The sequence below is a fragment of the Pseudomonas sp. ATCC PTA-122608 genome (genome assembly GCF_001952855.1).
In the GTDB taxonomy this organism is placed as follows: Bacteria; Pseudomonadota; Gammaproteobacteria; order Pseudomonadales; family Pseudomonadaceae; genus Aquipseudomonas.
The window spans coordinates 77,408-97,076 of the sequence record NZ_LPNO01000053.1 but is presented as its reverse complement, the minus strand read 5'-3'; the positions used below and the strand labels follow the sequence as shown (position 1 = coordinate 97,076).

General features: G+C 60.6%; 15 protein-coding genes. 12 read left to right on the top strand and 3 right to left on the bottom strand.

The window, feature by feature from the left end:
* Positions 1–46: 46 nt before the first annotated feature.
* The 4 genes from AU074_RS30110 to AU074_RS30095 all read left to right on the top strand — a co-directional run bounded on the left by AU074_RS30110 (position 47) and on the right by AU074_RS30095 (position 3,452).
* Positions 47–1,012: an L-carnitine dehydrogenase gene (locus tag AU074_RS30110; protein ID WP_076017814.1), complete on the top strand. Its 966-nt coding sequence runs from the start codon at positions 47–49 to the stop codon at positions 1,010–1,012.
* Positions 1,013–1,163: 151 nt separating this feature from the next.
* Entirely contained in the window at positions 1,164–1,640 is a 477-nt protein-coding gene (locus AU074_RS30105) for a thioesterase family protein (RefSeq protein WP_076017813.1), read from the top strand.
* A gap of 9 nt (positions 1,641–1,649) precedes the next feature.
* Positions 1,650–2,810, top strand: a complete 1,161-nt coding sequence (locus tag AU074_RS30100; protein ID WP_076017812.1) for a gamma-butyrobetaine dioxygenase — start codon at positions 1,650–1,652, stop codon at positions 2,808–2,810.
* A 378-nt stretch (positions 2,811–3,188) separates the two neighbouring features.
* On the top strand, positions 3,189–3,452 hold the full coding sequence (locus AU074_RS30095; protein ID WP_017476443.1) for a hypothetical protein: 264 nt from the start codon (positions 3,189–3,191) through the stop codon (positions 3,450–3,452).
* Positions 3,453–3,560: 108 nt separating this feature from the next.
* Here AU074_RS30095 and AU074_RS30090 read toward each other — a convergent pair whose 3' ends face one another.
* Positions 3,561–4,664, bottom strand: a complete 1,104-nt coding sequence (locus tag AU074_RS30090) for a GlxA family transcriptional regulator (RefSeq protein ID WP_003216915.1) — start codon at positions 4,662–4,664, stop codon at positions 3,561–3,563.
* 519 nt (positions 4,665–5,183) lie between these two features.
* Positions 5,184–6,560: an L-serine ammonia-lyase gene (locus AU074_RS30080; protein WP_076017810.1), complete on the bottom strand. Its 1,377-nt coding sequence runs from the start codon at positions 6,558–6,560 to the stop codon at positions 5,184–5,186.
* Positions 6,561–6,997: 437 nt separating this feature from the next.
* On the opposite strand from AU074_RS30080, the gene AU074_RS30075 reads away from it, so the two are divergent.
* The 3 genes from AU074_RS30075 to choV all read left to right on the top strand — a co-directional run bounded on the left by AU074_RS30075 (position 6,998) and on the right by choV (position 10,033).
* Positions 6,998–7,945 (top strand): choline ABC transporter substrate-binding protein, encoded by a 948-nt coding sequence (locus tag AU074_RS30075; RefSeq protein ID WP_017476446.1) that lies wholly within the window; start codon positions 6,998–7,000, stop codon positions 7,943–7,945.
* Positions 7,946–8,012: 67 nt separating this feature from the next.
* Positions 8,013–8,858, top strand: a complete 846-nt coding sequence (choW, locus tag AU074_RS30070; RefSeq protein WP_076017809.1) for a choline ABC transporter permease subunit — start codon at positions 8,013–8,015, stop codon at positions 8,856–8,858.
* Positions 8,855–10,033, top strand: a complete 1,179-nt coding sequence (gene choV / locus AU074_RS30065) for a choline ABC transporter ATP-binding protein (RefSeq protein ID WP_076017808.1) — start codon at positions 8,855–8,857, stop codon at positions 10,031–10,033. The genes choW and choV overlap by 4 nt, the downstream gene beginning before the upstream one ends.
* 154 nt (positions 10,034–10,187) lie before the next feature.
* Here the strand turns inward: choV and AU074_RS30060 are convergent, their stop codons facing one another.
* Positions 10,188–12,122: a BCCT family transporter gene (locus AU074_RS30060; RefSeq protein WP_256576989.1), complete on the bottom strand. Its 1,935-nt coding sequence runs from the start codon at positions 12,120–12,122 to the stop codon at positions 10,188–10,190.
* Positions 12,123–12,498: 376 nt separating this feature from the next.
* Between AU074_RS30060 and betI the strand changes: the two genes are divergently transcribed.
* The 5 genes from betI to AU074_RS30035 all read left to right on the top strand — a co-directional run bounded on the left by betI (position 12,499) and on the right by AU074_RS30035 (position 19,536).
* Entirely contained in the window at positions 12,499–13,092 is a 594-nt protein-coding gene (gene betI, locus AU074_RS30055; RefSeq protein WP_010167549.1) for a transcriptional regulator BetI, read from the top strand.
* Between the two features lie 109 nt (positions 13,093–13,201).
* The gene (betB, locus tag AU074_RS30050; protein WP_076017806.1) at positions 13,202–14,674 is read left to right on the top strand and encodes a betaine-aldehyde dehydrogenase; all 1,473 of its coding nucleotides are present in this window, start codon (positions 13,202–13,204) and stop codon (positions 14,672–14,674) included.
* 192 nt (positions 14,675–14,866) lie between these two features.
* Entirely contained in the window at positions 14,867–16,570 is a 1,704-nt protein-coding gene (gene betA, locus AU074_RS30045) for a choline dehydrogenase (RefSeq protein ID WP_076017805.1), read from the top strand.
* Positions 16,571–16,777: 207 nt separating this feature from the next.
* Positions 16,778–18,220: a TldD/PmbA family protein gene (locus AU074_RS30040; RefSeq protein WP_076017804.1), complete on the top strand. Its 1,443-nt coding sequence runs from the start codon at positions 16,778–16,780 to the stop codon at positions 18,218–18,220.
* Positions 18,220–19,536: a TldD/PmbA family protein gene (locus tag AU074_RS30035; RefSeq protein ID WP_076017803.1), complete on the top strand. Its 1,317-nt coding sequence runs from the start codon at positions 18,220–18,222 to the stop codon at positions 19,534–19,536. Before AU074_RS30040 ends, AU074_RS30035 begins: the two co-directional genes overlap by 1 nt.
* Positions 19,537–19,669 lie beyond the last annotated feature (133 nt).

Here is a 19,669-nt window from a genome sequence, read left to right as displayed (position 1 = left end):
GATCTTGGCTCTCACACAGAATCACCGAACTCTTTAGGAATTTGCCATGAGCTTTATCACTGAAATCAAAACCTTCGCCGCGCTGGGCAGCGGTGTTATCGGCAGCGGCTGGGTATCCCGCGCCCTGGCCCATGGCTTGGACGTGGTGGCCTGGGACCCGGCGCCTGGTGCCGAAGCGGCCCTGCGCAAACGTGTCGACAACGCTTGGGGCGCCCTGGAAAAACAAGGCCTTGCACCCGGCGCCTCGCAAGACCGCTTGCGCTTTGTGGCCACGATTGAAGAGTGCGTGAAAGACGCCGACTTCATCCAGGAAAGCGCCCCGGAACGCCTTGAGTTGAAGCTGGAACTGCACAGCAAGATCAGCGCGGCGGCCAAGCCGAATGCCTTGATTGGCTCGAGTACTTCGGGGCTGTTGCCGAGCGAATTTTATGAAGGTTCCACGCACCCGGAACGTTGCGTGGTAGGCCATCCGTTCAACCCGGTTTACCTGTTGCCGCTGGTGGAAGTGGTGGGCGGCAAAAACACTGCGCCAGAAGCCATTCAGGCAGCGATCAAGGTGTATGAATCCCTCGGCATGCGCCCATTGCATGTGCGTAAGGAAGTGCCCGGGTTTATCGCTGACCGACTGCTGGAAGCCTTGTGGCGTGAGGCGTTGCACCTGGTCAACGATGGTGTGGCAACCACCGGCGAAATTGACGACGCGATTCGGTTTGGCGCTGGTTTGCGCTGGTCATTCATGGGCACGTTCCTGACCTATACCCTGGCCGGCGGTGATGCCGGGATGCGCCACTTCATGGCGCAGTTCGGCCCGGCGTTGCAGTTGCCGTGGACCTACTTGCCGGCCCCGGAACTGACCGACAAGTTGATTGACGATGTGGTGGATGGCACCAGCGACCAACTGGGCAAACACAGTATCTCGGCGCTGGAGCGCTATCGTGATGATTGCCTGCTGGCGGTGCTGGAAGCGGTGAAGACGACCAAGGAAAAACACGGTATGACCTTCGCCGAATAGACGATGAACATCCAATGTGGGAGCGGCGGTGCGACGATTCGACTTGCTCGCGAAAGCGGTGTATCAGTCGATGCAATCACCGCCTGGCACACCGCCTTCGCGAGCAAGCCCGCTCCCACATTTTGACTGCGTACATCTTGGAATTTAAGTCATGCCCGCATTGACCACCTACACCACCAAAATTCTCCCCGACTGGGTCGACTACAACGGCCACCTGCGCGATGCGTTCTACCTGCTGATCTTCAGCTACGCCACCGATGCGCTGATGGACACCCTGGGCCTGGACAGCGAAAACCGCGAAGCCAGCGGCAACTCGCTGTTCACCCTGGAGTTGCACCTCAACTACCTGCACGAAGTGAAGCTGGGCGCCGACGTCGAAGTGCGCACCCAACTCATCGCCCACGACCGCAAGCGCCTGCATCTCTATCACAGCCTGCATCTCGTGGGCGACGAAAAGGAGCTGGCCGGCAACGAGCAAATGTTGCTCCACGTCGACCTCGCCGGCCCGCATTCGGCGCCGTTCAGCGAGGCGGTGCTGGGCAAGCTTGCAAGCATCAGTGCCGAACAAACCGACCTGCCGAAGCCCGCCCTGCTCGGCCGCGTGATTGGACTGCCACCCCAAAAATAAGGAATCGCCATGCAAACCGCCGCCGCTGTTGCCGACTTCCGTACTTACCCGCTGATCAGCGACCTGGCCGAGGTGCAGGTGCGCAGCGATCACTTGCGCGTGCAATGGGCCGATGGACGCGTTAGCCCGTTCCATCACCAGTGGCTGCGAGATAACTGCCCGTGCCCGACCTGCGTCTACAGCGTGACCCGTGAACAGGTGCTGGAAATCGTCGATGTGGACGAAAACCTTACAGCTGTCAGCGCGCGTATCCACCAGGGTTTGCTGACGGTTGAATGGAGTGGCGGGCATCACAGCCAGTACGATCCCGGTTGGCTGCGAGCGCATGCCTACGACGATGAGTCCCGCGCTGAACGTCGGGCGGCCAAACCGAAATCCAAACTGTGGGACCGTACTTTCGAGCTGCCCGTGTTTGACTACGCAGCACTGATGGAAGACCCGAAAGCCCTGCTGCAATGGTTGCTGGCCGTGCGTGACAGCGGCCTCACGCAAGTGCGCGGCGTGCCCACCGAACCCGGCTCCCTGGCACTGATCGCCAAGCGCATTTCGTTCATTCGCGAGAGTAATTTTGGCGTGTTGTTCAACGTGCAATTCAAGGCCGATGCCGACAGCAACGCCTACACCGCATTCAACCTGCCGCTGCACAGCGATTTGCCCACCCGGGAGCTGCAACCGGGACTGCAATTTTTGCATTGCCTGGTGAACGACGCCGACGGTGGCGAGAGTATTTTCGTTGATGGTTTCGCCATAGCCCGGGCGTTGCGCGATGAAGACTCCGAAGCCTTTCGCGCGCTGTGCGAAATCCCTGTGGAGTTTCGCAACAAGGACCGTCACAGCGACTATCGCCGGCTGGCACCGATCATTGCGCTGGATGCCCTGGGTGAAGTCGCCGAGATTCGCATGGCCAACTTTCTGCGCGGGCCGTTTGAGGCGCGGGCAGAGCAGATGCCCTTGCTGTATCGCGCCTATCGCCGGTTTATTGCAATGACCCGGGAGGAGCGTTTTCGGCTGGTCAAACGGCTGAACCCGGGCGAGCTGTGGTGCTTCGATAACCGCCGCACCCTGCATGCGCGCAATGCCTTTGACCCGGCGTCCGGCGCGCGGCATTTCCAGGGCTGCTATATCGATCGCGATGAGCTGCTGTCCAGGATATTGGTGTTGCAGAGGTAGACCGAGGCGCGCCCTTCGCGAGCAAGCCCGCTCCCACATTTGACCGAGTTCCTCCTGAAAAAACGCGGTCAAATGTGGGAGCGGGCTTGCTCGCGAAGGGGCCCGCACAACCACTACAAATTCAGCCAAAAAAAAGCCCCGATCAAGCCGTGACAGGATCGGGGCAGAGTGCTTTGTGTGAGCTGCGCATCCCGAGGGTGACCAAACCTTCAAGCTGCTTGCTGGGTTCCAGTGTGCACACTCCCCTCTCCTGCGAGTTAGCCGAAAACGACCTGTTCATAGGCGTACCGGACATTCGCGCATTCAGGCCTTGCCGACTCGGTGATGGCCTACCAGAATCGACCTCAGTCCCCCGCTCCCCTAACAAGGATAAACGTCATGATGCACGCGGATTTGATTGACCAGGATGACCTGCTGGGCCAGCTGCGGTCGTTGGGTTTCGAAGTGTCCAGCGGCGCTACCGCCGAGCAGGCTTGTGAGTGTGCGGTGCGCGGTTTGAGTGAAGCGCGGGCCAAGGCGCTGAAGAACATGGTTGAGCAGATGTACACCGGCAGCGCGACGATCTTGCCGGCGGTGAGGCAGGCGATCGATAAGCAGTTGTTGCCGGCTTTGGTGCAGTTCAGGCAGAACTCTGGCGCCTGATATACCGCATTCGCGAGCAAGCCCGCTCCCACATTCGACAGCGTTCCTACTGAAAAAAACGCGGTCAAGTGTGGGAGCGGGCTTGCTCGCGAATGCAGGCGACTCGGTCTAAAGCCTTACACTCGCGAAAGTCGACTCATTCCTGGCCTGGCTCAACGCCGACAACGGCCCGGACAACGGTGACAACACCAGCGCCTGCGGAATCGGCATCATCGCCACTTGCTGCGTGGTATTGGACCCCACGCGCTCATCCCGCGGCGGAATGCCGAAGTATTCGCGGTAGCACTTGGAGAAGTGCGGCGTGGAGACAAAACCGCACACCGACGCCACTTCGATGATCGACATCGGCGTTTGCTTGAGCAATTGCCGCGCACGGATCAAGCGCAACTTGAGGTAATAGCGCGATGGCGAACAGTGCAGGTATTTCTGGAACAGCCGCTCCAGCTGACGCCGGGAAACCGCGACGTACACCGCCAGTTCGTCGAGGTCGATCGGCTCTTCCAGGTTGGCTTCCATCAGCGCGACGATTTCCTGCAGTTTCGGCTGGTTGGTGCCCAGCATGTGCTTGAGTGGCACACGCTGGTGATCCTGTTCGTTGCGGATGCGCTCGTACACAAACATCTCGGAGATCGCCGCCGACAATTCACGGCCGTGGTCGCGGCTGATCAGGTGCAGCATCATGTCCAGCGGCGCAGTGCCGCCGGAGCTGGTGAAGCGGTTGCGGTCGAGGGTGAACAAGCGTGTGCTCATGGCCACGCGAGGGAAAGCTTCCTGCATCGACGCCAGGCATTCCCAGTGCACGCTGCAATCAAAACCGTCCAGCAGGCCGGCGCAGGCCAGGGCCCAGCTGCCAGTGCACACGGCGCCAAGGCGACGGGACTGGCGCGCCTGGCTTTGCAGCCACGACACGTGCTCACGGGTCACGGTGCGCTGGATTCCCACGCCGCCGCAGACGATCACGGTGTCCAAGGCCGGGGCTTTGTGCATGGAGGCATCGGGAGTGATTTGCAGACCGTCGCTGGCCCACACCTGGTTTCCGTCCACACTCAACGTCGTCCAGCGATACAGCTCGCGGCCGGAGAGTTGGTTGGCCATGCGCAGGGGTTCGACTGCGGAGGCCAGGGAAATCAGCGTGAAATTGTCCAGCAGCAAAAAGCCGATGGATTGAGGCGCACGGTTCTGGGGTTGAGCCCCTGAGTTGAACGACGTCATCGCGGTATCTCCTCACACAAAGCGGGTGATGGCCTCAGGCGAGGCTCTTGTTATTGCGCTCATCACCTTAAGGAAACTCCTGTGGCGAGAGGCTTTGTATTGATAGAGCAAATGCCATGCCTAAAGTTGAATGCGCATTCAATAACTCCTGAAAACGACCTCATGACGTGTCTATATAAGCCCGCGCATGGAGTGCGGGATATGACCCGAAAACGACCTGAGAGGACGCAGGCTCAGGGTGTGTGAGCAGATCGGTAGCACTTGTGGGAAGGGAGAGAAACGACGTAGGAAAAGTCTGTCACCACAAGCACGGGTGACAGAGGGTCGGGGCGGGAAATCGTTTGGGAGCTACTTATCTAATTGCGACGCGCTAAAAGGTGGCGTGACGAGTTGGTGATGCTCAATGTAGGAGCGAGCTTGCTCGCGAAAAACCTGAGAGCGCCGCGCTGACTCAGGATGAGCGCGTTATCGTTCACGACCTTCGCGAGCAAGCTCGCTCCTACAGGGGGGGGGCTTACTTCAACACTCCACCGCACTCACCGCCAACCCGCCCCGCGATGTTTCCTTGTACTTGTCATGCATATCCGCCCCGGTATCCCGCATGGTGCGGATCACCCGATCCAGCGAGATAAAGTGCTGGCCATCCCCCCGCAGCGCCATCTGCGCGGCGTTGATCGCCTTCACCGCAGCAATCGCATTACGCTCGATACACGGCACCTGCACCAGGCCGCCTACTGGGTCGCAGGTCAGGCCGAGGTTGTGTTCCAGGCCGATTTCCGCCGCGTTGCACAACTGCTCCGGCGTAGCACCGAGGATCTCCGCCAACCCCGCCGCCGCCATGGCGCACGCCGAACCGACTTCACCCTGACAACCGACCTCGGCACCCGAAATCGACGCGTTCTTTTTACACAGGATGCCCACCGCCGCCGCCGCGAGGAAATAGTCGACGACGTTGGCCTCGGTCACTTCTTCGCTGAACTTCATAAAGTAATGCAACACCGCCGGGATGATCCCCGCCGCGCCGTTGGTCGGTGCCGTGACCATGCGCCCGCCGGCGGCGTTTTCTTCATTCACCGCCAGGGCGAACAGGTTGACCCATTCCATCGCGCTCAGGGTCGAGCCGATCACATTCGGCTTGCCCAGCTCCTGCAAGCTGCGGTGCAACTTGGCCGCGCGGCGCCGTACATTGAGGCCGCCGGGAAGAATGCCTTCGTGCTTGAGGCCTTGCTCCACGCAATCCTGCATGGCGCGCCAAAGTTTCATCAGGCCGCTGCGGATCTCGTCTTCCGAGCGCCAGGTTTTTTCATTCGCCAGCATCAGTTCAGCGACCCGCAGGTTGTGGGTCTTGCACAACTGCAGCAGCTCCACTGCACTGGAAAAATCATAGGGCAATTCGGTGCGGTCCATGTCCGCCACGCCGCTGTTGGCCTGGGCTTCATCCACCACAAACCCGCCGCCTACGGAGTAGTAGGTGTCGCGGTGCAACTCACCGTTATCACCGAACACCACCAGGGTCATGGCATTGGGATGGAACGGCAGGTTTTCGTCGATCAGGCGCATGTCCCGCGCCCATAAGAAAGGCACCGACAAATGTCCGTCCAGCAGCAGTGTGTTGGTCTCGCGCAGGGTTTCGATGCGGATGCCAATCTGCGACGGATCGATCGCGTCGGGCCACTCGCCCATCAGGCCCATGATCACGGCGTTATCGCTGCCGTGGCCGATGCCGGTGGCCGATAAGGAGCCAAACAGCTGAACTTCGACGCGCGTTACTTGTTCCAACACATCACGTTCACGCAATCCTTGAACGAACAACGCCGCGGCGCGCATGGGGCCGACGGTGTGAGAACTCGAAGGCCCAATGCCGATCTTGAACAGGTCGAAAACGCTGATAGCCATTGACGTGAAACTCCTCGATGAGCACAGGCCAGGCGTAGAAAAGCACCTGGTGACGGAGCTGCTACGCTCATGTCGCAATCCGCCGAGATGCGGCCATCATCAAGCTTTTGTTGGCGCTCACGGCGTCTCACACCGACGTACCCATGCTCATCAGCGCCGCTGTTGTGGAAGGCGACGTTTTGGCCGTTTTTTGCGGTTCAGATCGCTAAAAAGTGCAGTTTTGCCGTTGAAAAAATCTGTAAGCGACGTCACCGACACTGGATACGACCATCCCTGTACTGGATACGACGCCCCCTGTAGGCGTCAGATTTTCACTGGTACATGATCAGTCTCGACTCGTTTGCACAGTTGCGTGGCAGAGCTGTGCCGCACGCCCAACCGCAACACCTATAAGCGCGGTGTTATTGCCGCCAGAAAAACACCAGGAGTCCACCCCCATGAAAGGTTCACCGTCGTTGTTGTTGGCCGCCATGCTGAGTCTGCCAGTCCTGGCTCACGCTGCAGAACCGGCGCAATGCCAGACCGTCAACTTCTCCGATGTCGGCTGGACCGACATCACCGTCACTACCGCCACCACCAGCGAAGTTCTCAAGGGCCTCGGCTACAAACCCCGCACCACGATGATTTCCGTACCGGTGACCTACAAGTCCCTGGCCGATGGCAAGAACATGGATATCTTCCTCGGCAACTGGATGCCGACCATGGAAAACGACATCAAGCAGTACCGTGATGCCGGCACCGTGGAAACCGTGCGCGCCAACCTGGAAAACGCCAAGTACACCCTGGCCGTACCGGAAGCGCTGTACAACAAGGGCCTGAAAGACTTCGCCGACATCGTCAAATTCAAGGATGAGCTGGGCGGCAAGATCTACGGCATCGAGCCGGGCAACGACGGCAACCGCACCATTCAGACCCTTATCGACAAAGACGCTTTCGGCCTGAAAACCGCAGGTTTCAAAGTGGTTGAATCCAGCGAAGCCGGAATGCTCTCGCAGGTGGAACGCGCCACCAAGCGCGACCAGGCCATCGTGTTCCTCGGCTGGGAACCGCACCCGATGAACACCCGCTTCAAGATGAAGTACCTGACCGGGGGTGATGATTCATTCGGCCCCAACTACGGCCAGGCCACCATCTACACCAACGTCCGCAAGGGCTACACCCAGGAATGCAGCAACGTGGGCCAGTTGCTGAAAAACCTGTCGTTCACCCTGAACATGGAAAGCACCCTGATGGGTAACGTCCTGGACGACAAAATGAAGCCTGACGCCGCCGCCAAGGCGTGGCTGAAGAAGAACCCGCAAGTGCTCGACACCTGGCTCGCCGGTGTCACCACGGTCGATGGCAAACCAGGATTGGAGGCCGTCAAAGCTTACCTCGCCAAGTAACCGCTGACCCCGGGCCGGTACGCTGGCCCGGGATGTTTTTCCTCTTCGCATGTGGACATTCACTACCATGCTGACTGAACATAAAATCCCGCTAGGCCAGTACATCGCTGCCTTCGTTGAATGGTTGACCCAACACGGGGCCAACTACTTCGACGCAATCGCATCGACCCTGGAAACGATGATCCACGGCGTGACGTTCGCGCTGACCTGGTTCAATCCACTGGCATTGATCGGTCTGATTGCGCTGCTCGCTCACTTCATTCAACGCAAATGGGGCCTGACGGTGTTTGTCATCGCCTCCTTCCTGCTGATCCTGAATCTTGGGTACTGGCAGGAAACCATGGAGACCCTGGCGCAGGTGCTGTTCGCCACCCTGGTCTGCGTGGTGATCGGCGTGCCGCTGGGCATCGTTGCCGCGCACAAGCCGATGTTCTACACCCTGATGCGGCCGGTGCTCGATCTGATGCAGACCGTACCGACCTTCGTCTACCTCATCCCTACCCTGACCCTCTTCGGGCTGGGTGTGGTGCCCGGGCTGATTTCCACGGTGGTGTTTGCGATTGCCGCGCCTATCCGTCTGACTTACCTGGGTATCCGTGATGTGCCGCAAGAGTTGATGGACGCCGGCAAGGCCTTTGGCTGCTCGCGCCGTCAGTTGCTCTCGCGGATTGAACTGCCCCACGCCATGCCGAGCATCGCCGCCGGCATTACCCAATGCATCATGCTGTCGTTGTCGATGGTGGTTATCGCAGCCCTGGTGGGCGCCGACGGCCTCGGCAAACCGGTGGTCAACGCACTGAACACCGCCGACATCGCCCTGGGCTTTGAAGCGGGCCTGGCGATCGTATTGCTGGCCATCATGCTCGACCGCATCTGCAAACAACCCGACGCCAAAGTAGGGGGTGATGCATGAGCATTATCCGGTTCGAAAATGTCGACGTGATCTTCTCCAAAGACCCACGCGAAGCGCTCAAGCTGCTGGACCAGGGCATGACGCGCAACGAGATCCTGAAAAAGACCGGGCAGATTGTCGGCGTTGAAAACGCCAGCCTGGATGTCGAGAAAGGCGAGATCTGCGTGCTGATGGGCCTGTCCGGCTCGGGCAAGTCGAGCTTGCTGCGCTGCATCAACGGCTTGAACACCGTCAGCCGCGGCAAGCTGTTTGTGGAGCATGAAGGTCGGCAGATCGACATCGCGTCCTGCACCCCCGCCGAGCTGAAAATGATGCGCACCCAGCGCATCGCGATGGTGTTTCAAAAGTTCGCCCTGATGCCTTGGCTGACGGTGCGCGAAAACATCAGCTTCGGCCTGGAGATGCAGGGCCGCCCGGAGAAAGAGCGGCGCAAGCTGGTGGACGACAAGCTGGAACTGGTGGGCCTGTCGCAGTGGCGCAACAAGAAGCCCGACGAGCTTTCCGGCGGCATGCAGCAACGTGTCGGCCTGGCCCGCGCGTTGGCGATGGACGCCGATATCCTGCTGATGGACGAACCCTTCTCCGCACTCGACCCGCTGATCCGCCAGGGCTTGCAGGATGAGTTGCTGGAGCTGCAACGCAAGCTGAGCAAGACCATCGTATTTGTAAGCCACGACCTGGATGAGGCGCTGAAACTCGGCAGCCGCATCGCGATCATGAAAGACGGCCGGATCATCCAGTACAGCGTGCCGGAAGAGATCGTGCTGAACCCGGCGGATGACTATGTGCGGACCTTCGTGGCCCACACCAACCCGCTGAATGTGCTGTGTGGCCGCAGCCTGATGCGCACGTTGGATAACTGCACCCACGTCAACGGCTCCATCAGCCTGGACCCGGGCGGTGACTCGTGGCTGGACCTGGCGGAAGGCAACACCATCAAGGGGGCGCGGCAGAACGGCGCGGTGCTGAACTTGCAGAACTGGGCACCGGGGCAAGCCGTGGAAGGTTTGGGACGGATACCGACGCTGGTGGATTCCAATATCGGGATGCGCGATGCGTTGCAGATTCGGTACCAGACAGGGAACAAGCTGGTGCTGCAGGACGACAACAAGGTGGTAGGGATTCTGGGTGACAGCGAGCTCTATCACGCCCTCTTGGGCAAGAACCTGGGCTAACAGACACCGCAAAATAAATGTGGGAGCGGGCTTGCTCGCGAATGCGGTGTATCAGTGTCAGATGTACTGACTGACACTGCGCATTCGCGAGCAAGCCCGCTCCCACATTTTGCTCAGGTGGTGTCAGTAACGACACCACCTGTCCTTTCAACACTCAGCTATAGACACGGCCAAGGAGCTGCCGATGGCTTTCAAACTGATCGAGCACGTCCCGGGTGATCTGTTCCTGGGTGAAGCCCATCAGGTCGTACTCTTGAGGCCCGTTGTGCAGGTAAACCTCGGCGCGGTAGTAACGCGTGCGCTCTTCCTCGGGCAAGTCGCTCGGTGCCGACGAATAAGCATCCAGGCTCACCTCGTAGACAAACGGATTACCCTCTTCCATCTCGATGCGCACACCAATGCAGCGCTTGGATTTACCCAGCAGGGTCTGCACTTCCAGCCCCTGATCACGCAACGCAGTCGCCGCTTCTTCCAGCGCCGGCGTGACGTGTTTGTCCATAAAGCGCTGCACGGTACCTTGGCTCGGTTGCAGGTCCAGGGCAGTCAAACGCTCGCTGAAACCACGCCGACCACGTTCAGCCAATTGCGCCTGCTCCAGCTCGATCGCCACGTCTTGGCGCATTGCTTTGTGCAGGCCGAACATGAACAGGATCAGCACCACCGAGAACGGCAGGCCGGCCAGCACCACCATGGTTTGCATGGCTTCGAAGTTACCGGCGAACAGCAGGCCGATGGTCACCAGCGTGATGACGACCGACCAGAAAATCCGCAGCCAGTGCGGCGCATCTTCGTCAACGTTGCCGCCCTTGCAGGACAGGTTCGCCATCATCACTGCGCCGGAATCCGCCGGGGTCAGGAACAGTACAAAGCCGACAAAGATCGACACACCGATGACGATTTTCGACGCCGGGTAATGCTCAAGCAGCTGGTAGATCGCCATGGACGGCTGTTCCAGTGCGGTCTTGCCCAACTCCACCGCGCCATGGTTCAACACCAGGTCCAAGGCCGAGTTGCCGAAGATCGACAACCACGCCAGGGTGAAGCCCAACGGGATCAGCAGCACACCCGCGACCAGTTCACGCACCGTACGACCACGGGAAATACGTGCGATGAACATGCCCACGAATGGCGCCCAGGAAATCCACCAGGCCCAGTAGAACAGGGTCCACAGGCCCATCCAGCGTTCGGTCTTGTCGGCGTCGCCTTCGTACACATACAGGTCGAAGGTTTTCAGCACGATACCGTTCAGGTAGTCGCCGGTGTTTTGCACCAGGCCGTTGAGCAAATGCAGGGTCGGGCCAAACAGCAGCACGAAAATCAGCAGGCCGCTGAACAGCACGATGTTCAGGTTGGACAGGCGGCGGATGCCGTTTTCCACACCCGACACGGCAGCAATAGTCGCCACGGTGCTCATCACGATGATCACGATCAGCAGGTTGGTGTTGCTGTGCTCCATGCCGAACAGGTTTTCCAACCCGGAGGACACTTGCATCGAACCGATCCCCAGGTTCGTCACCAGGCCCAGCAGCGTTACGAACATGCCGAAACCGTCCACCGCGTGACCGGCCGCGCCTTTGACCCAACGCTCGCCCACCAGCGGGTACAGCGCCGAGCGCAAGGCCAGCGGCTGGTTATGACGGTAGGCAAAGTACGCCACGGCCAGGCCGACCAGTGCGTAGATCGCCCAGCCGTGCAGGCCCCAGTGCAGGAACGTCAACTGCAATGCCTGACGCGCAGCGTCGCCAGTGGCCGACGCGCCTTCAGGCGGGTTGAAGTAGTGGTCCAGCGGCTCGGACGCGCCGAAGTACAGCAGCGAGATGCCGATGCCCGACGAAAAGAGCATGCCGGCCCAGGCGCCGTAGCTGAAGTCCGGGGTGTCGTCCTTGCTGCCCAGTTTCAATTTCCCATAGGACGAAAACGCCAGGCCCACCACAAACACCAGGTAGGCGGCGATCACAACCATGTAGTACCAGCCAAAGCTTTTCGACAACCAGGCTTGGGCCACACCGAGCATCCTGCCGGCTTCCTGCGGGGCGATAATCAGAATCGCGGTCAACAACAGAATCAGCGCGGTGGAGGTGTAGAACACCCAACCGTTGACCCGCACCTTTTCCGGCGGGGTCTTTATAAGAGAGGCAGAACTCATGGCACAGATGCTCCGGGCAGTGCAGAGAAACACAAGGCAACGCATGACCCGAGCCATCGATTTTTCGGCAGTCGACGGACGGGTGTATAAAGACACCCCGAAAAACCATGAACCCTCGGCGAACCGCTGTGCCGGGCTGTTTCATGGGTTTTCCCGATGTCAGGTGGCGCCACATGCACGTAGGAAATACCTGTAGGCAGCGACCATTTGTCGCAGATCTTATTCTTTGTTGATTGAACGTTCAATCAAAACAAAATAGACTGGCCCACAAGCCGACGGACGTTTATCGCCCGTTGGCAGGCCTAAGGAGAGGTGCACGATGCCCAAGGTCGGTATGCAACCCATACGCCGCCAGCAGTTGATCGAAGCCACATTGACTGCGGTCGATCAGGTCGGGATGGGAGATGCCAGCATTGCGCTGATCGCCCGTCTGGCCGGTGTCTCGAATGGCATCATCAGTCACTATTTTCAGGACAAGAATGGCCTGATCGCCGCCACGATGCGGTACCTGATGAACGTCCTGATCGAGAACGTCACCGAGCGCCGGTTGGCGCTGAAAGATGACAGCCCGCGGGCTCATCTTCAGGTGATCATCGAAGGCAACTTCGACGCCAGCCAAGTCAACGGCCCGGCTATGAAAACCTGGCTGGCCTTCTGGGCCACCAGCATGCACCACCCGTCATTGCACAGGCTGCAGCGGATCAACGATCACCGTCTGTATTCCAACCTGTGCTGCCAGTTCCGCCGAGCGTTGCCGTTGTCCGAGGCACGCAGCGCAGCCCGAGGCCTTGCGGCCCTGATCGACGGTTTGTGGTTGCGCGGCGCCCTGTCGGGAGACGCTTTCGACACGGAGCAGGCGCAACGGATCGCTTACGAATACATGGATTTCCAATTGGCCAAGCAGGTGAGTTAGAGCACACATAAACGCTCAACCCCTGAACGGCTGCCGGCCGGTGTTGCCAGAACCTTATGGCCCACCTTCGGCGGTTAACGCCAACCACTGATGCACTTGCGAGGACTTTATGGCCCGTTTCGAACTGCAAAAACTCTACATTGACGGCGGCTACTCCGACGCTGGCAGCGATGCCACTTTCGAAGCCATCAACCCGGCTAACGGTGAAGTTCTCGCCAACGTGCAACGCGCTACTAAAGAAGACGTTGAGCGCGCTGTGGTCAGCGCCGAAAAGGGCCAGAAAATCTGGGCCGCCATGACCGCCATGGAGCGTTCGCGCATCCTGCGTCGTGCCGTCGACATCCTGCGCGAGCGCAACGACGAGCTGGCCGCCCTGGAAACCCTCGACACCGGCAAGCCGTACTCCGAAACCCAATACGTCGACATCGTCACCGGCGCCGACGTGCTGGAATACTACGCAGGCCTGGTGCCCGCCATCGAAGGCGAGCAGATCCCGCTGCGTGACACTTCGTTCGTCTACACCCGTCGCGAGCCGCTGGGCGTCGTGGCCGGTATCGGCGCGTGGAACTACCCGATCCAGATCGCCCTGTGGAAATCCGCACCGGCCCTGGCGGCCGGTAACGCGATGATCTTCAAGCCAAGCGAAGTCACCTCGCTGACCACCCTGAAACTGGCTGAAATCTACACCGCAGCCGGCGTTCCGGACGGTGTGTTCAACGTTCTGACCGGCAGCGGCCGTGAAGTCGGCACCTGGCTGACCGAGCACCCGCGCATCGAGAAAGTCTCCTTCACCGGCGGCACCGACACCGGCAAGAAAGTCATGGCCAGCGCTTCGAGCTCCTCGCTCAAAGAAGTCACCATGGAACTGGGCGGCAAATCCCCGCTGATCATTTTCGACGACGCCGACCTCGACCGCGCCGCCGACATCGCGATGATGGCCAACTTCTACAGCTCGGGCCAGGTCTGCACCAACGGCACTCGCGTCTTCGTTCCGACCGCCCTCAAAGGCGCGTTCGAAGCCAAGATCGCCGAGCGCGTTGCACGCATCCGCATCGGCAACCCGGAAGATGAAAACACCAACTTCGGCCCGCTGGTCAGCTTCGCCCACATGGAAAGCGTGCTCGGCTACATCGCCAAAGGTAAAGAGCAAGGTGCGCGCCTGCTGTGCGGCGGCGACCGCCTGACCGACGGCGAATTCGCCAAGGGTGCCTACGTGGCCCCGACCGTGTTCACTGACTGCACCGACGAGATGACCATCGTCCGTGAAGAAATCTTCGGCCCGGTGATGAGCATCCTCACCTACGACACCGAAGAAGAAGTGATCCGTCGTGCCAATGACACCGACTTCGGCCTGGCCGCTGGCCTGGTGACCAAAGACCTGAACCGCGCGCACCGCGTGATTCATCAGCTGGAAGCCGGTATCTGCTGGATCAACGCCTGGGGCGAGTCCGACGCGAAGATGCCGGTGGGCGGCTACAAGCAGTCGGGCGTTGGCCGTGAAAACGGGATCAGCTCGCTGAACAACTTCACTCGCATCAAATCGGTACAGGTTGAGCTGGGCGACTACGCCTCGGTGTTCTAAACCTGCCAGCCAGGGGTGCGCCTTTGTGGCGAGGGAGCTTGCTCCCGCTGGGCTGCGCAGCAGCCCCATCCCAGGCATCGCAGTTCGCCAGACCGAACTCGTTCGCTGATTTTGCGACTGCTGCGCAGTCGAGCGGGAGCAAGCTCCCTCGCCACAAAAGCAGCTTGAACCACTTACATGAGGGTGCATTTTATGTCCCAAGAATACGACTACATCATTGTGGGTGCCGGCTCCGCCGGTAACACCCTGGCGACCCGTCTGACCGAAGACGAAGGCGTCACTGTCCTGCTGCTGGAAGCCGGCGGCCCGGACTACCGTCTCGATTTCCGTACCCAAATGCCAGCCGCGCTGGCGTTCCCCCTGCAAGGCCGCCGCTACAACTGGGCCTACGAAACCGATCCAGAGCCACACATGGACGGTCGCCGGATGGAATGCGGTCGCGGCAAAGGCCTCGGTGGATCCTCGCTGATCAACGGCATGTGCTACATCCGCGGCAACGCGATGGACTACGACAACTGGTCGAAACTGCCGGGCCTGGAAAACTGGACCTACCTCGACTGCCTGCCGTACTTCCGTAAAGCCGAAACCCGCGACATCGGCCCGAACGACTACCACGGTGGCGACGGCCCGGTCAGCGTGACCACGCCAAAGGCCGGCAACAACCCGCTGTTCCACGCGATGGTTGAAGCAGGCGTACAAGCCGGTTACCCGCGTACCGAAGATTTGAACGGCTACCAGCAGGAAGGCTTCGGCCCGATGGACCGTACCGTGACGCCAAACGGTCGTCGCGCCAGCACCGCTCGCGGTTACCTGGACACGGCCAAGAAGCGCTCGACGCTGACCATCGTCACCCACGCCCTGACCGACAAAGTCCTGTTCGAAGGCAAGCGCGCCGTCGGCGTGCGTTACCTGATCGGTGCTGCCGAAGAGCGTGTTGAAGCCCGTGCCCGCAAGGAAGTCCTGGTGTGCAGCGGCGCAATCGCTTCGCCGCAACTGCTGCAACGCTCCGGCGTAGGCCCGGCGAAACTGCTGGGAAGCCTCGACATCCCGGTGGTCCACGACCTGCCTGGCGTCGGCGAAAACCTGCAGGATCACCTTGAGCTGTACCTGCAATACGCGTGCACCCAACCGGTCTCGCTGTACCCGTCGCTGCTCTGGTACAACCAACCGGCCATCGGTGCCGAATGGCTGTTCAACGGCACCGGCATCGGCGCCAGCAACCAGTTCGAAGCGGGCGGTTTCATCCGTACCCGTGAAGACTTCGATTGGCCGAACATCCAGTACCACTTCCTGCCGGTGGCGATTAACTACAACGGCAGCAACGGTGTGAAAGAGCACGGTTTCCAGGCACACATGGGCTCCATGCGTTCGCCGAGCCGTGGCCGCGTGCAATTGAAGTCGAAGAACCCACGGGAATACCCGAGCATCCTCTTCAACTACATGGCCACCGAGCAGGACTGGCAGGAATTCCGCGACGGCATCCGCCTGACCCGTGAAATCATGCAACAGCCGGCACTGGATCAATACCGTGGCCGTGAAATCAGCCCGGGCATCGACGTACAGACCGACGAGCAACTGGATAAATTTATCCGTGAGCACGCCGAAACTGCGTTCCACCCGTCCTGCTCGTGCAAGATGGGCACCGACGAGATGGCCGTGGTAGACGCCGAAGGCCGTGTGCATGGCATGCAGGGTCTGCGCGTAGTTGATGCGTCGATCATGCCGATCATCACCACCGGTAACCTGAACGCGCCGACGATCATGATCGCCGAGAAAATCGCCGACAAGATCCGTGGCCGCCAGCCACTGCCGCGCAGCACTGCGGATTACTACGTAGCAGGCGATGCGCCGGTGCGTGGCAAGCCGATGCGTGAAGTAGGTCCTACTGCGCAGTAACTGATACACCGCGGCGCTCCCTTCGCGAGCAAGCCCGCTCCCACCTTTTGACCGTGTGAACCCGATCAAATGTGGGAGGGGGCTTGCTCCCGAAGAGGCCCGACCAGACACTGCAAAACCCCTCCCCTACACTTTCCTTGATCAGCTCCCTAGCCCAGGCCTACTCTGTTCGCCTGCCCGCGCCGAGCCGCCCACAAGGAAGGCCCCATGTTCGAACACCACGCCACACTCAAAAAGCAGTTCGGTGCCCTGCGCACCACCGCCGAATTCTTCTCCCTGCGCTATGTCCGCGAGTCCGGCCAGTACCTGTCGGTACGCAAAAACGTCGCCGAGCCGCCACACCTCAGCCAGGACGAAGGCGCGATGCTCACCGTGCGCCTCAACGGCGTCGAAGCCTACGCTGCCACTCACGACATTTCCCTGGCCGGCCTGCAAGCCGCCCTCGAGCGCGCCGAACAGCAAGCCCGTCTGATCAAACCTCACGCCCTGCTCGACCTGCGCGACCAGCCGGTGTCCAGCGACATCGCCGACTACCTGTCGCCTAACCTCGACCAGCCCTTCCCGTCCCTGAGCGACTGCTACCAACTGCTCGGCGCCGAATCGGCCGCCGTGCCCAAGGACGAGCGCCTGGTGAACTGGGAAGTCAGCCTGGGCACCACCCACGTCGAACAGATCTACCTCAACAGCGCCGGCGCCGAACTGCGCCAGGCCCAGCGGTTTGTGTTCCCCGGCGTCAGCGTCACGGCCTACGATGGCAATGACAGCCAGACCCGCACTCTGGGCGGCACTAACTTCGGCCAGCAAGGCGGCTTTGACGTGATCAGCCGCTTCGGCCTGGTAGGCGCCGCGCCGCAGATTGCCGAGCAGGCGCTGCAACTGCTGCTGGCACCGAACACGCCCCAAGGCCCGCGCGACCTGCTGCTGATGCCCGACCAGATGATCCTGCAGATCCACGAGTCCATCGGCCACCCGTTGGAACTCGACCGTATCCTCGGCGACGAGCGCAATTACGCCGGCACCAGCTTCGTCAAGGCCAGCGACTTCGGCCACCTGCAATACGGCTCCAAACTGCTGAACGTAACCTTCGACCCGGACATTCCCGAGCAACTCGCCAGCTATGGGCATGACGACGACGGCACGAAGGCCAGCAAACAATTCCTGATCCGCGAAGGCCTGCTGCTCAAGCCGTTGGGCGGTGCGCTGTCGCAGTACCGCTCCGGCATGCAAGGCGTGGCCAACAGCCGTGCCTGCAGTTGGAATCGCGCGCCCATCGACCGTATGGCCAACCTGAATATCGAGGTCGGCGACCAGAACATGGCGCAGCTGATTGGCGGTATCGAGAACGGCATCCTGATGTCCACCAACCGTTCCTGGTCGATTGACGACGCGCGCAACAAATTCCAGTTCGGTTGCGAATGGGGCCAGTTGATTGAAAACGGCGAGCTCAAAGGCGTGGTGAAAAACCCCAACTACCGGGCGATTTCCGCGCAGTTCTGGCGCAACCTCAGCGCTGTCGGCGACGCCAGCACCTCCAGGGTCCTGGGCACGCCGAACTGCGGCAAGGGCGAACCGAACCAGGTGATCCGCGTCGGCCATGCATCGCCGGCCTGCGTGTTCAACAACGTGGACGTATTCGGGGGAGACGCCTGATGAACAATTTCAAAGCCCTGGTGGACTGGCTCAAGCAGGCCATCACCGACAACGAACAATTCCACCTCGGCTACGCCGACGAGTCGTCAGAGTTTGTGCGTTTCAACCACGGCAAAGTGCGCCAGGCCGGCCAGGTGCAACAAGCCAGCCTGAACCTGAAGCTGATCAACGACGGGCGCCACGCCGACCTCGGTATCACCCTGGCGGGCGAGCCTGAGCTGGATCGCCAGCGCCTGGCCGACGGCCTGCAACAGCTGCGCGAGACCTTGCCGTTGTTGCCGCAGGATCCGTACCTGCTGCTCAATCAAAACGCCTGGCAAAACAAGGACCAGCAGGCCCGGCCGCTGCCGGACCTGGCCCAGGTGCTGGAAGCAATCAGTGTGGCCGCCGAGGGCGTGGACATGGTCGGCTTCTACGCCGCTGGCCCGATCAGTCGTGGCTTCGCCAGTTCATCAGGCGCCTTTGGCTGGCACCAGGCCAACAGTTTCAACTTCGACTTCAGCCTGTTCCACGCCAACGGCGAAGCGGTGAAAGCCAGCTACGCCGGCAACGATTGGGACAGCGCGGCCTTCGCCCAGCGTTTCCAGCAGGCCCGCGAGCAACTGGAATTCCTCGGCCGCCCGCTGCACCCGCTGGCGCCCGGGCAGTACCGCGCCTACCTGGCGCCGGCGGCCATGGAAGAGATCATCAGCATGCTGACCTGGGGCGGTTTTTCCGCCCAGTCCATCGCCAGTAAAGGCAGCCCGTTGCAACGCTTGTACAACGGCGACCAGGCCTTGAGCCCGTTGGTGGCCATAGACGAACAGGTCAGTGGCTCCCTGAGCTCGGCGTTTTCCCGCGACGGCTATCCCCGCAGCGACGTGAAGCTGATCAATGCCGGCAAGGCCGAAGGCCAACTGGTGAACTCCCGCAGCGCGGCCGAATACGGCTTGAGCACCAACGGCGCCAGCAGCGATGAATCGCCCAGCGCCTTGCAGATGGCCGCCGGCAGCCTGGCCCAGGCCGATATCCTCAAGCAATTGGGCACCGGTTTGTACATCAGCAACCTGTGGTACCTGAACTACTCCGACCAGCCCGCCGCGCGCCTGACCGGCATGACCCGCTTCGCCACGTTCTGGGTCGAGGACGGCGAGATCAAGGCGCCGGTCAGCACCATGCGTTTTGATGACAGCGTGTACAGCCTGCTGGGTTCGCAGTTGGAGGCATTGACCGCTGATCGGGAATTGCTGCTGTCGGCGAGTACGTATAGCCAGCGCAATACCTCATCCAATCTATTACCGGGCGCATTGGTAAAACGCCTGACACTGACCCTGTAAAACTCCTCCCCCGTTTTGAATGACAATTCCTACGGGGGATTATCCTCCCTCCCGGCGAACCTTCCGCCTCTCTATACCGGCCATCCGGTCTGTTGTTCCCTGCCGGAATTCTCGTTATAACGGTTAGTGGCAC